At 62.5% G+C, this 13,451-nt stretch carries 9 protein-coding genes; 5 read left to right on the top strand and 4 right to left on the bottom strand.

The genetic code is table 11. From position 1 onward, the window contains the following. Window positions 1–457 precede the first annotated feature (457 nt). Window positions 458–805, top strand: a complete 348-nt coding sequence (locus BGP00_RS08630; protein ID WP_292690372.1) for a hypothetical protein — start codon at window positions 458–460, stop codon at window positions 803–805. A gap of 80 nt (window positions 806–885) precedes the next feature. Then, window positions 886–1,593: an alpha/beta hydrolase gene (locus BGP00_RS08635; protein WP_292690375.1), complete on the top strand. Its 708-nt coding sequence runs from the start codon at window positions 886–888 to the stop codon at window positions 1,591–1,593. A 22-nt stretch (window positions 1,594–1,615) separates the two neighbouring features. Here BGP00_RS08635 and BGP00_RS08640 read toward each other — a convergent pair whose 3' ends face one another. From BGP00_RS08640 to BGP00_RS08655, 4 genes are all read right to left on the bottom strand, one after another. Continuing rightward, entirely contained in the window at window positions 1,616–2,173 is a 558-nt protein-coding gene (locus tag BGP00_RS08640) for an RcnB family protein (RefSeq protein ID WP_292690377.1), read from the bottom strand. A gap of 131 nt (window positions 2,174–2,304) precedes the next feature. After that, complete coding sequence (locus tag BGP00_RS08645; RefSeq protein WP_292690379.1) at window positions 2,305–4,092, bottom strand: PAS domain S-box protein; 1,788 nt, start codon at window positions 4,090–4,092, stop codon at window positions 2,305–2,307. A gap of 312 nt (window positions 4,093–4,404) precedes the next feature. Beyond that, window positions 4,405–6,606, bottom strand: a complete 2,202-nt coding sequence (locus BGP00_RS08650; RefSeq protein ID WP_292690382.1) for an EAL domain-containing protein — start codon at window positions 6,604–6,606, stop codon at window positions 4,405–4,407. A gap of 257 nt (window positions 6,607–6,863) precedes the next feature. After that, window positions 6,864–8,366, bottom strand: coding sequence for a CHAD domain-containing protein (locus tag BGP00_RS08655; RefSeq protein WP_292690384.1), 1,503 nt, complete (start codon window positions 8,364–8,366; stop codon window positions 6,864–6,866). 795 nt (window positions 8,367–9,161) lie between these two features. Here BGP00_RS08655 and BGP00_RS08660 point away from each other — a divergent pair. The 3 genes from BGP00_RS08660 to BGP00_RS08670 all read left to right on the top strand — a co-directional run bounded on the left by BGP00_RS08660 (window position 9,162) and on the right by BGP00_RS08670 (window position 13,443). Next, entirely contained in the window at window positions 9,162–11,012 is a 1,851-nt protein-coding gene (locus BGP00_RS08660; RefSeq protein ID WP_292690386.1) for a PAS domain S-box protein, read from the top strand. Continuing rightward, window positions 11,005–11,709 carry a response regulator gene (locus BGP00_RS08665; protein WP_292690388.1) on the top strand — a complete coding sequence of 235 codons (705 nt, stop codon included), beginning with the start codon at window positions 11,005–11,007 and terminating at the stop codon, window positions 11,707–11,709. The genes BGP00_RS08660 and BGP00_RS08665 overlap by 8 nt, the downstream gene beginning before the upstream one ends. Window positions 11,710–11,916: 207 nt before the next feature. After that, window positions 11,917–13,443, top strand: a complete 1,527-nt coding sequence (locus BGP00_RS08670) for a PAS domain S-box protein (protein ID WP_292690390.1) — start codon at window positions 11,917–11,919, stop codon at window positions 13,441–13,443. The last annotated feature ends 8 nt before the right edge of the window (window positions 13,444–13,451 follow it).

Genomic DNA, 13,451 nt, shown 5'->3' on the forward strand with positions numbered 1-13,451 from the left:
CTTACCGCTTCATCCCCTGTTGGGAATTTCTGAAATTTGAGATTTTTTTCTGATCGTGATCGATTTGTTTATTTTTCGATCGATGTCTGGAAAATAGGCGTTTCTCGAAGCGAAGTAATAAGTTTTTCATCCTAAGGGATAGTACGTAGTTAACCGTGATCGCCCGATGAGCGGTCCGCCCTGTGTATCGTGGGCTAAATATTCACATCGGCTTGGAAAGTCGGCGGGGCGCGTCCGGCCCGCTTCCTGGGCTCTAGGTTTGCGGGGGCGAAATGGGCCCTGCCTTGCTCCCAAAATCGGAGTCGCCGGGCTTTGCCGTTAGTCGCTCTCGGCAAGAACGGTTGCGCCTTTTACTGGCTGATCCGCCCGTCCATCGGGTGATCCGCAACATTGCGGAGAGCGGGCCGCACTTCACTGCTGGCACATGGATCGCGATCTGAAAGAAAAAGGACTCGCCATGAGCCACGCACTCATCATCGACGAAAACATGCTCATCAGCCGCGCCATTCAGCGCAGGCTCGAGATGCTGGGCTTTGAATCCTTCGATCTTGTCTGGACCCAGCAACAGGCTCTGGCCGCGGCCGGGCGCCACATGCCGGATCTGATCGTCATTGGCGATGATGTCGAAACCGGATGCGCGGTCGAGGCGGCGCGCCGGATCACCGATCACCATGCGGTGCCGGTGCTGATGGTGACGGGCGATTATACGCGGGCCAGAGAGCGGCTCGAACAGCAGGAAGCGCTGGAGGGCCCCTTTTTGCTCAACGAAATCGAAGCGGCGGTGGAACTGGCCAATACTGCCTGATCCGGCCGGTGGTTCATGCCTGTCATGGAATTGACAACCTGCGGGGGCGAGGAGTTTTCGCATGAACAGTCAAGGCAAATGTGGCGGCAGATATCGCGCCTGTGGGTCGTATCCATGGCCGGCCGGATGGTGATCGGCTGATGCTTTCGGCCATTCCCCGCTATGTCAGCGCCGGCGCCGGGCTTGTTCTGGAGGCGACGCTGCAGGTGCCTGTTCTGGCGCGCGGCCTTGTCATTTTCGCCCATGGCGGGGGCAGCGCGCGTTTCAGCCTGCGCAACAATCATGTGGCCGCCCGCCTGCGCGCCGATGGGCTGGCCACGCTTCTGCTCGATCTGTTGACGATTGAGGAGGAAGAGGACCGCAGGCGAGTCTTCAACATTGACCTGCTGGCCTATCGCCTGCGCCTTGCCACCGACTGGGCCGCGCTTCAGCCCGATACGTGCCATCTTCTGCCCTGCTATTTCGGCGCCAGCACGGGTGCGGCGGCCGCTTTTCGCGCCGGGGCCGAGGACGGGCGCATCGCTGCCATCGTGTCGCGCGGGGGGCGCCCCGATCTTGCCGGAGCGCGCGCCCTTTCGCGTGTGACGGCGCCCAGCCTGCTGATCGTGGGCGGGGATGACGAGGCAGTGACCGATCTCAACCTTTTTGCCTTCAACCGGATGCGCTGCAAGCGGGACATCCAGATCATTCCCCGGGCTGGCTATTGCCTTGATGAGACCGACACGCTTGAACAGGTGGTGACGCTGGCCAGCATCTGGTTCCGCCATCACCTTGGGGAGAAGCTGTGACCAGCCTCAAGGCCCTGATGGCTCAGCGGAACGTGTGGCGCAGGATCTGGACAATGGCCCCATTGCGCCGGTTCACCAGCAGCGCATCATTGCCGTAGCGCACCCAGACACATTCCCATGGCGGCGTTCTGAGCGCGAACATCCAGTAATTTTCGACCCAATAACCGCGCGCCCAATAGGCGCGGGGCAGGACATTGCCCACCGCCCAGAGCTGATAATGAAATCCGGGTGGCGGGCTGTAGCTCGAACTCGTGGCCGAAGTGGATGGAGATTGTGAAGTATAGGTCGTGCGCGGCGAGATCCCGGCATGCGTTTCAGAAGTAATTGGCGGGGTCATCGTCTGATGGCAGCAGGCCTCACTGTTTCTTTGCGGCGCCGGGCGGCTCGGCTCAACCGTGGATGGCGGCGGGGGCGGCGCGGGGATGGCCGGACGAAAGGTCTCGCCGCGCGGCGGCTGCGCCCAGAGCGGGCCGGAAAACAGCATCAGCCCCAAGGCCAGCGCGAGGGAATAAAGCGAAACCCCTTCCGGCCGCAGATCGCGCTCCGGCCCGGACATGATGATGGATAAAGGCTGTTTCATCGCAGGCATTCCTATCGGGTTGGCCCATCGGGCAGGAGCGTCCACAAACATGGCGTCGCATCAGACTGCCCAAGGGCGGGGGGCGGGGATATTGGGAATGTCCCCGATAGGCGGCGGGAAAACCGGCGCTTTTATTTGGCGCGGGGCAGCGTGAAATGAAAGCTGGTGCCGCGCCCTTCGCGGGTTTCCAGCCAGATCTTGCCCTCGTGCGCCTCGATGATCGTGCGGCAGATCGAGAGGCCCAGCCCCATGCCTTCCTGCTTGGTGCTGTAAAAGGCCTTGAACAACTGATCGTGGATCGCGGTGGGAACGCCGGTGCCCGAGTCGCTGATCGTGACCCGGACGAAATCGGTGCCATAGGGATGCGTCTCGATCCTCAGGCGCCTTTCGGGGCTGTCGGTCATGGCCTCGCAGGCATTGCGGATGAGATTGACCATCACCTGCTGGATCTGGATGCGGTCGACCAGCACCGCCAGCGCCTCGGGCCCCAGTTCGAAATAGGTGTGGATGCCCTGTTCGCGTGCGCCCATCAGGGCCAGCACGCAGGCCTCGTTGATCAGCGCGGGCAGCGCTTCCACCGTGCGCTCGATCGTGCCCAGCGTGACAAAGGCGCGCAGGCGCCGCACGATCTGGCCCGCGCGCAAAGCGTTTCGCGCCGCATCGTCGAGCGCCTCGCGCATTGCGACCAGATCCCAATCCTGCGGCCCGCCCATCAGATTATGCGCGGCCTGAACATAATTGACCACGGCGGCGATGGGCTGATTGAGCTCATGGGCCAGCGTGGAGGCCATCGCCCCCATGGCGCTGATCCTTGCCACATGAATCAGTTCGGATTGCAGCGTTTCGAGCCGTTCCTGCACCTGATGCCGCTCGGTTAAGTCCTGGAGGAAGCCGGTGAAGATGTGCTGTTCACCATCGCGCGCCTCGCCGATGGACAAGGTGACGGGGAAGGTGGTGCCGTCCTTGCGCTGGGCGAAGACCACGCGGCCCTTGCCGATGATGCGCTTTTCGCCGGTTTCCAGATAACGGCGCAGATAAAGGTCATGGCGGTGGGAATCGGGGGCGGGCATCAACATGCTGATGTTGTGCCCGATGACTTCGCAGGCATCATAACCGAACAGCGTCTGCGCCGCGTCGCTGAAGGAAAGAACCACTCCGTGGGCATCGATCACCACCATCGCGTCGGGGACGGTCGACAGGATCGAAGTCAGCAGACTTTCGCGCGCCAACAGGGCCTTTTCATCGGCCCGCCGCCGGGTGATGTCGGACACGATCTTGGCAAATCCGCGCAGTTTGCCCTGTTCGTCGTAAAGCGTGGTGATCGAAAAGGAGGCCAGAAAGGTGGTGCCGTCCTTGCGCCGGCGCAGGCCTTCGCCCTCGATCCGCCCTTCGCTGCGCGCCAGCGACAGATCGACCTGACACTTGTCCGTGGCGGGGTAGAGGATCGAGGCATCCGTGCCCAGAACCTCCTCCTCCTTCCAGCCGCTGAGCCGTTCGGCGCCTTTGTTCCAGATCATGATGCGCCCGTAGGGGTCGAGCATATAGATCGCCAGACCCGGCGTTCCGTCGATCAGCAGGTTGAGCTCTTCAGCGGCCAGCGCGAATTGGGCAGCGCGCCTTTGCGCCTCCTGATGGCTGCGCATGAGTTCGCGGCGCAGCGTATTGGCAATTTCGCCGACCGTAATGATCCCCCCTGCCGTGACCAGAAAGACCACCGATTGGGCAAAGTCGCCGATGCCCACGCTTTCACTTTGCGCAAAAAGAAAGCCGAAGCCGAGCGAGAGAATGCTGGCCATGATGGCGGCGCCCGGCCCGCACCAAAGCACGGTAATCAGCACCACCAGCGTAAAGGGCGTGTAGGCGGCCCGCTCGCCGATGAACGGATCCATGATCGCGCGCAGGGCAGCCGCGAAGAGCACGCCGATGACGGCTATGCCATAGCGAAACCGGACTGAGTTGTCCCATCCTCCCATTGCGACAGCATCGTCCCCCGATGGGCCGGGCCATGCGGTGAACAGGGCGCAGCGTTTCCGTCCATTTCGGTGAAATTTACCTCCGTTTCGGAATTGTATCAATGCCGCCTGCAGGTGGGGCGGATCGAAACAGGACAGAACGCCTTTTTCCGCCGTCCGGCTCCCCACCGGCGGCGGCATGGTTTTGCAAAATCAGCCGATGGCGGCCGGTTTTACGGTGCGAAGACGGGGCGGCGGGATCACCGCCGCCCCGTCGTTTCAGCCGTTGGCCTGTCTGGCCGGAGGGCACAGGTGCAGGCGGGCAAATTCATCGGCAGGGCAGGGGCGACCGAAATAATAGCCCTGTCCCTTGTGGCATTGGCGCTGCTGCAGGAAGCGCATGGTGTCTTCGTCCTCGATACCTTCGGCGATCACCTCAAGCCCCAGCCCCGCCGCGATGCCGATCAGGCCTTCGACCACCACCTGATCGCGCGGTGAGGCCTGACCCAGCCGGGTGAAGCCCTTGTCGATCTTGATCGCACTGATCGGATAGGAGCTGAGCAGGTTGAGCGATGCAAAGCCGGTGCCGAAATCGTCGAAGGACAGCCGCACCCCGCTGGCGCGGATCGCGCGTAATTGATCCAGAATGTCGCTCTGGTCATTGAGGATGATATTCTCGGTGATCTCCAGTTCGAGCGCATCGGCGGGCAGGGCGTGGCGCTGCAGCGCGGCGGCCACCACGGCGGGCAGATCGCCTTGCTTGAACTGGGCCGCAGAGAGGTTGACGCTGATCCCGAAGCCGGGATGCTGTCGGCGCCAGCGGGCCGCTTGCGCACAGGCCGTGTCAAGCACCCAGTTGCCGACTTCGCCCGCCAACGACCCGGCCTCAAGCGCTTCGAGAAAGGCGCCCGGAGGCAGCAGGCCGCGCACCGGATGATACCAGCGGATCAGCGCTTCGGCGCTGGTGACGCGCACATCGTTCAGATCGACCTGCGGCTGATAGAACAGCGCGAATTGCCCGTCGAGCAGGGCATGGCGCAGCTCCATCTGGAATTGCCGCCGGCTGACGGCCTGAGCCCGCATCTGGGGCATGAAAAGGCAGACATGGCCGCGCCCCAGCCCATAGGCCTGATGCAGGGCCAGTTCGGCATCGCCCACCAGTTCTTCGGAGGTGGCGTCGCGCTGGGCGGAGGCGCCTTCGCGATCCGGGGTGAAGGCCATGCCGCAATAGCTGCCGATCAGGATTTCCTGTCCGGCAAGCACAAAAGGTTCGGCCAGGGCGGCATTGATCCTGCGCGCCGATTGGCCAAGGACAATCGGGTCGCGCGTGTCCAGCACGGTGGCGAATTTGTTGCCGGTCTTGCGCGCGACCAGCGCGGCCTCGGGCACACAGGCGCGGATCCGCTCGCCCACCTGACGCAGCACCTGATCGCCCAGCGCATGGCCCAGCGTGTTGTTGACATCGCCCATGCCCGACAGATCGGTGATGATCAGGGACAGGTTTTTTCCCTGCGCCAGCGACTCGTCGATATGGCGAAAAAGCAGGCTGCGGTCGGGCAGGCCGGTGACGTTGTCGTAATGCACCATACGGTTGAGCGCGGTGCGATCGGTAGAGGCCTGGGAAAGGTCGCGCACGATGATGCCAAAGGCGATCTGGCTGCCTTCGCGCCAGTGCGACCAGTGCAGTTCGACGGGAAACTGGCTGCCGTCCTTGCGCCTGGCGATCAGCATGGTGGTGTCGGCCTCGGGCATATCGCCCTGCAAGGCCCGACGCATGCCCGCGCGGGTCACGCGGCGGTGCTCTTCGGTCAGCAGGTGATCGAAGGGGGCGCCGATCATGTCTTCCTGCGACCAGCCGAACATCAGGGCGGCCTCCGGGTTGCAGGCGGTCAGAAAGCCTTCCTGATCGCAGCTTAATACGGCGCTGGGCGCGGTGACACGGCTGGAGGGCAGCAGCAGGCCCGACCCGTCGCTGGCGCTGGTGGCGATCCGGCGCAATTCAAGGCGGTCCGAGACCATTTCGGCCAGTTGCAGCAGCCTTTCGCGATCCTGCGCGTCAAAGGCGTCCGCCGCGCGCGGTTTGGGGTCGAGCAGGCACAGCGCGCCCAGCGCATGGCCCGAAGGCGAACGCAGCGCGATCCCCGCGTAAAAGCGCAGCAGGCCCGCCTTGACCAGCGGATTGTCATGAAAACGCTCGTCCTTGGCGGCATCAGGCACCAGCATAATGCCATCCTGATTGATGGCATGGCCGCAAAAGCTGGTTTCGCGGGCCAGACGGGTGGGGCAGATGCCGAAACTGGCGGCATGGGTCACATTGTTGCGCCCAACCATGTTCACCCCGGAACCGGCGCAATTGAACAGCCGTGCGGCCATATCAACGATGGGTTGGAGGCTTTGCATGCCTTCGGCCCGATCCACATGATATTCGGCCAGCGCCAGCAGGCGCTCGTTTTCGTCCATCGCAACCGTTGGTGGTCGCATCACCCAACTCCTCGTCTCATCCTGCGCGCCGTTCCTTCTGGGGAGGGGCTTTCGATCTTATACGATATACCACGTATATGCCCGTATCTCCATATATGCATTCGATTGCATATGCAATTGTTAAGTGTTGTTAAGTATTTAGAAGTCGATCCTTTAAGCCGGAAAAGCCCCGTTTTTCGCCCCGATTGAGGTGCGGGGCGGGGACGCTGCCGGTATGTGGTTTGAAAGCCTTGGCTTTTCATTTTTGCGCCGCGGCATCATGTCATCCACCATCGCCGGGCGTCGCGCCAATCGGCCAAAGCCTCTTCAGCATCCCGCAATAGCTTTTTGCGATTCCTGCCAGCCCCGGGCAGCATACGTTCGAGTTCTGCTGCGATTTGCGCACTCGAAATCGGGTCCGACTCGGGACCCAGCAGGGCGGCGGCCTTCGACGCGACCGTCAGATCATGCAGCTTGCCCAACCTGTCCTGCACAAGTTCGAGGCGGGCGGAGAAGTTCTTGCCGCCCGAGCGGGGCCATAGGGAACGGAAAAAGGCGCAGGCATAGCGCAATTCCTTGGCATGGATGCGCAGGCGGTGGGTGTCGCGCTTGCTCATCGTGTCGAGTCGCTGATCGGCCGACAGCAACCGGCGGCGGCTGCGCGAGAGGATCTCGGCCGCAAAGGGGCGCAGCGGCCCGTCGCCCGTCGGATCCTGTGCATGGCCGACCTCGATTGCATGCGCCGCTTCAAAGAGCAGGCGCTGGAAGGCGGTTGACGCCAGCATGTCGCCCGCCTGCTGCGTGGCCTGGGCCAGCGCGCGTTCGATGGCGTCCAGCACGGAGCGCGATCCGGCATCATCGGCGGCATCTTTGAGCCGCAGATGCAGGACATGCAGATCGCGCGCGCGGCCCAGAATGCGGCCCGCCGCCTTGATGCCCGCATTCAGGCGCGGCCTTTGCCTTTCCGGCAGGCATAGGCTGAAAATCTCGAAGGCAATCCGCATCCTGCGTATGGCGATGCGGCATTGGTGGACCGCTTCGGGATGGCCGGTGGCGATTACCAGCGGATAATTGGCCAGCAATTGATACAGGCAATTCCAGCCGATTGCGCGAAACCCTGCGGCCACATTCATCGCCTTGGACAGGACGGGGGCCTGCGCGGCCCTTTCCATATGATCGGTCGCGGCGCGGCGCCACGCGCATCGCTTCGATTTGCTGACCACCGACCATTGCAGATCGGGGCCAAGCGGCAGGTCGAGCGCGAGCAGCAGCAGATCGCGCAGGCGTCCTTCGATAAGCTCCAGTTCGAGTTCGCACAGCGTTTCGACCTGATCCCCGGCGCGCAGCGTGCCGGTGTCGAAATCGGCCTCCAGCACCGAGTCGCCCGCCGCGACCGAGCGCCGCAGCCGCTTGATCTGGCTGATCGAGGTGGGGGCGATGGCCTCCAGCCCCAGAATGTGATTCAGCCGCGCGCGGATCGGATCGGGAAAGCGTTCAATCTGCGGCAATTTCCCAGTCAGCGGCGTGGTCCATTCCTCGCGATGCACCGTGCCGCAGGGCAGGGACATCGCCTTGGCCGTCTGCTCGCTTTTGCATGATCCGGAGCGGATGCGCAGGCTGATGCCCGCCTGTTCCAGCAAGCGATCCTTGCTGTCGAAATAGGTGCTGGTGAAATGCGCGTTGCGCCCCTTTCCCGCGAGGCGAGGGTGGCTTTGCAGTTCCGCCAGCATGGCAGGCGTCGCGCATAGTTTGATCTCGATTTCGACGGGGGCGTTTTTCATCGGTGGTTTCGCAATCTCGGGAACGGGGCAGCCGTCTCGTAGGGTCGCGCCTGCACATGCCTTTCAAATAACAGCCGATTTATCCTTAAGGACCCCATCTGACGACGGGGCCCGGTCGGGGGCGGCTTCGGGGGAGGAAAGCCGTTGGCGGTCGAACGGTAGCAGGCAATCCGCATGGCGGCGGGGGTGGGGGCGATACGAATTACCTGCCGCGCACAATGTGCCCGGCCCCATCACGCGCAGCGATCCGCAAACATACGAGGGGCGCAAAGGCAGGCCGAGGGGTGGCATCAACGGCGGAAATTTTTGTCACACTGTCCCACTTTGACCACAGGCCTGCGAGCGTGCAGTAGAGTTAATATCCGCCAGACGGATAGACCCGGTGACTTGCATTAAGGGGCAGGGTGTCGGGCGCAAAGACGAAAAATGGATAAAAAATAAGATTCTGTTTGCCATTAACTTGATGGCATCGCGCAAAGGTTGCCTAAAGGCGCGCCCTATAACGCGCCTTAAAGGATAGGCTCCATGATGACTCTGGACCTTGATGGTTAATGCTACTATTGGTTGAACCTAGCATTAATACGGATAGCCACACGCCCCTCCGCGTTTCACCGGTTACATCCGCATTCGGACGATCCGCGCTTGAGGAGGCCACGATCGTTCGGCTGGGGCGGCGTCTTTGAAAATGAAGGTGGAGATTGCTCGAAAAGCCCGGACGAACGGGCCTCGATGAAATAGCGGGGGGGGCAGCGGATGGTTTTGGGAAACCTTGAAATTGCGAGACCTACGTGGGCGTTGTTTCTGGAACATGTTCCCGCCGCCGTGGCGATGTTCGACCGCGACATGTGCTATATCGCCTGCAGCCAGCGCTGGCTGGCCGATTATGACCTCGAAGGACAGTCGGTCATAGGGCGTTCCTGTTACGCGGTTTTCCCCGAAATCGACGAGCAATGGCGCGAGATCCATCGCCGTGCGCTGGCCGGTGAAACGCTGCATTGCGATCTGGAGCGTTTCAGGCGCAGCGACGGCTCGAGCGATTGGATCCAGTGGGAGATCGTCCCTTGGCGGCTGCCCGAGGGCGGGATCGGCGGCGTGATGCTCTTTACACAAAAGCTGACGGGCATTGTGCAGAAGGATGAGCGCGCGTGCGCCGTCAAGCGGCAGCTCGACCTGCTGATCGACAATGTGCAGGATTATGCGATCTACATGCTCGACCCGGAAGGGCGGGTGTCGATGTGGAATGACGGGGCGCGGCGCCTGTTTGGCTGGCATGAGGAGGAAATGCTCGGCCGCCATTACGAGCGCCTGTTCGACGCGCTCGACAATGCCGCCGGGCGGCCGCGCCTCCAACTGGCCAAGGCCGCGCGCGATGGTTCGTTTCGGGATCGCTCGCTGCAATTGCGCAAGGATGGCAGCCACTTTCTGGCCGACGCCACGCTCAGCCGCATCCGCGATGAACATGGCGTGCTGATCGGTTTTGGTCGGGTGGTGCATGACATCACCGATGAGGACGAATGGCGGCGGATGATCGCGGCCAATGAAACGCAGATGCGCCTGATCCTGGAAACCATTCCCGATGCGATGGTGGTGATTGACGAGACGGGCGCGATCCAGTCCTTCAGCGCTGCGGCCGAGAAACTGTTCGGCTACAGCGTGCCCGAGGTGCTGGGCCATGATGTCGGCCTGTTGATGGTGGAGGCCGATGCGATGCGCCATGGCGATGAAATGGCCTGTTACGGCGCGTCGGGCCATGGGAATGTGGTGGGCCATTCGCGCCGGGTCATCGGGCGGCGCAAGGATGGCTCGACCCTGCCGCTCGAACTGGCTGTGGGCGAGGCCCGGCTGGGCGACCGGCGGGTGTTCACCGGCTTCATGCGCGATCTGACAAGGCGCGAGCGGGCCGATGCGCAACTGCGCGAATTGCAGAACGAGTTGGCCCGCCTCTCGCGCATCTGGGCGGTGGGCACGATGGCGACGGCGCTGGCCCATGATCTCAACCAGCCGCTGGCCGCGATCACCAATTATGTTCAGGCCTGCGCCCAGATGGCGAAACAGGGCGACAGCAAATCCGCAGACGCGATGTGCGATGCTCTGGCCGCGGCCGGACAGGAGGCGCTGCGTGCGGGCGCCATCGTCCAGCGGCTGCGCGAATTCATTGCGCGGGGCGAACTGGCGCTGAGCCGCGAACAGCCCGATCTGCTGGCCAGACAGTCCTGCGCGCTGGTCATGCCCGGCAGCGCGCAGCCCAATGTCGTTTGTCGGGTGGTCATGCCCGATGATGTCAATCCGGTGCTGATCGACCGGGTTCAGATCCAGCAGGTGCTGGTCAACCTGCTGCGCAATGCGATCGAGGCGGTGGGGGCCAATGGCACCATCACCATCACCGCCACCGAGCAGTGGGACATGATGCGAATTTCCGTGATCGACAACGGCCCTGGCATTGCCCCCGACATTGCCAGCGCCCTGTTCGATCCATTCTCCACGACCAAATCGACGGGCATGGGGCTTGGCCTGTCGATTTGCCGCGCGATTGTCGAAGCCCATGGCGGCATCCTCTGGCACGAGACCGTGCCGGAAGGGGGAACCGCGTTTCATTTCACAGTTCCGATGGTGATACGGGGTCCGGAGGAGTTCAACAATGACTGAGAGGCAGATCGTTCATGTTGTAGATGATGAAGATTCCATGCGGCGATCGCTTGATTTTCTTTTGCGCAACGCCGGTTATGCCGTCGAACGCTGGCCCGATGGCGAGAGTTTCCTCAAAGGCGTATCGCGTGAGGCGCGCGGCTGCGTTCTGCTCGACATTCGCATGGTCGGGATCGACGGGCTGGAGGTTCAGGCGCGCATGGCCCGCGAGGGGCTGGATTTCCCGGTCATCATGCTGACCGGCCATGGCGATGTGCCCTTGTCGGTGCGGGCGATGAAGGCCGGGGCGGTCGACTTTCTGGAAAAGCCATGCGACCGCGAAAAGCTGCTTCAGGCGATCCGCACCGGCTTCAGCTATATGCATGATCGCGAAACGCGGGCGGAGCAGCAGCTTTTGGCCAAAACACGGATCGCCGGCCTAACCGATCGCGAGCGGCAGGTGCTAGACGGTCTTGCCTGCGGCTATCCGAACAAGACCATCGCCTTTGATCTGGGCATCAGCGTCAGGACGGTCGAGGTTTACCGCGCCAATCTGATGAGCAAGCTGGACCTGACCAATTTCGCCGATACGCTGCGGATTGCCTTTGCCGCGGGTCTGGGGTCGGATGATGTCTGGCAAAGGACTTATCGCATCGCCACAAAACGGGGGCTTGCCCCGGTTCGGGCGGCGGCTTCCGGGGTGTTCCATGACCGCTGAACGCGGTCTTGACAGGCTTTTTCCCGCTTTACGCAAGCCCCCTATTGGGAATGTTACGAATGGCGCCCGGAGTCCCGGCGTTGTCAACAGGTTGGGCAGGCCGGTCTCGGGCGTGAATCACCGCTCGGGGCGGGCTGAGAACAAGAACGGGTCTGCACGGATAATTGTCATGATGTATTTTAGCGGCATGGCACGCCGATGAACCACATGAGTGATCCGATTGCCTTGGGCGATGACAAGATCATGCGCCACAGGCTGATGGAAGAGGCCATCGAGCATATCGACGAGGCCCTGATGGTGTTCGATGTGCATGGCGTGGCGGTGGACTGCAATTCGGCCTGCGCCCAATTTAATCGCTTTCCCAACAAGGCGGAATGGAAACTTGCGCTGCAGGAAGGATGGGGGCCGATCGAGCGCGTCGCGCTGAGCGAGGGGATGCCCGATGACAGCTACGAACTGGTGAAAAGGGCGCTGGCGGGGGAAACCACGCGCGGCGCCGATTACCGTATGCGTCGCCTCGATACGGGCGAGCAATGGCTGGGCCGCTATACGATCGGGCCGGTGCGCGACGGCGATGGGGCGATCATCGGCGCCTTTGCCGTCGGGCGTGACGTGACGGCGGAACATGCGCTGATCGACCGGCTGACGGTCAACATGCGTTATCACACCTCGATCCTGGAAAGCGTGCCCTTTGCCACGACGCTGGTCGATGATGACTGGATCGTCACGGCGGTCAGCCGCAAGACCGAGGTGCTGTTTGGATGGGATGCACAGGATCTGATCGGGCAATCGGGCCTGCTCCTGCTGACCGAACTGTCGCGGGTGCTGGTCATGCAGCGCTACGGCCATCTGCGCGGCACAGCCTTTGAAGGGACGATCGAGGTCGGCGCGCTGGAATTTCTGCGCAAGGATGGATCGACCTTCACCGGGCGCACCCGCTTTTCACGGCTCTATTACGATGGCGGGGCCATTTACACGATCTATGTCGAGGACATCACGGAGCATCTGGCCGCGCAGGCCACGATGGAGCGATTACAGGCGCAGGTTACGCATCTTTCGCGCGTGAATGCCATGGAAACCATGGCCAGCACGCTGGCGCATGAATTGAACCAGCCCCTCGCCGCGATCCTGCTCAACAGCCAGACGGCACGGGCGCTGTTGCCCGGAGAAACGCGCGAGGATGTGATCGCCTCGCTTGACGAGGTGGCCCATCTGGCCGCGCGGGCGGGCGATATCATCCGCAAGATGCGCTCCTTCATCCGCCATGGCGAGATCGAGAAAGTGCCCGCCCGCCTTGATGCCATCGTGCAGGAGGCGCTGGCGCTGGCCGAGCCCCATGCCAGGGAGCATGAGGTGCTGGTCGGTGCGGCGCCCTATGACGGCGAGGCGCGCGTGCTGGTCGATCCGATCCAGATCGCGCAGGTTCTGGTCAATCTGATCAGCAATGCGGTCCATGCCGTATCGGGCCGCAGTTCGGCCTATGTCGATGTCTTTATCAAGGACCATGATGACCATTTCCTGCGCGCGGTGGTCATGGACAATGGTCCGGCGCCGCATGTCGATGGCCGCCATGCTCTGGCAGGTTTTGGCAGCAGGCCGAGCGCGTCGGATCAGGGATTGGGCCTGTCGATCTGTCGGACCATCATTGAATCGCATGGAGGACAGGTCTGGCTCGATCATGTGCCCTCGGGCGGCTGTCTGGCCTGTTTCACCCTGCCCAAGATGAAGGCCTGAACGCGCCG

It is taken from the genome of Novosphingobium sp. 63-713 (assembly GCF_001898925.1).
Lineage (GTDB): Bacteria > Pseudomonadota > Alphaproteobacteria > Sphingomonadales > Sphingomonadaceae > Novosphingobium.

Excerpts from the sequence above, each read along its gene's own strand:
- BGP00_RS08630 (WP_292690372.1), top strand. The coding sequence starts at position 458 with ATGAGCCACGCACTCATCATCGACGAAAACATGCTCATCAGCCGCGCC.
- BGP00_RS08640 (WP_292690377.1), bottom strand. The coding sequence starts at position 2,173 with ATGAAACAGCCTTTATCCATCATCATGTCCGGGCCGGAGCGCGATCTG.
- BGP00_RS08650 (WP_292690382.1), bottom strand. The coding sequence starts at position 6,606 with ATGCGACCACCAACGGTTGCGATGGACGAAAACGAGCGCCTGCTGGCG.
- BGP00_RS08655 (WP_292690384.1), bottom strand. The coding sequence starts at position 8,366 with ATGAAAAACGCCCCCGTCGAAATCGAGATCAAACTATGCGCGACGCCT.
- BGP00_RS08665 (WP_292690388.1), top strand. The coding sequence starts at position 11,005 with ATGACTGAGAGGCAGATCGTTCATGTTGTAGATGATGAAGATTCCATG.
- BGP00_RS08670 (WP_292690390.1), top strand. The coding sequence starts at position 11,917 with ATGAGTGATCCGATTGCCTTGGGCGATGACAAGATCATGCGCCACAGG.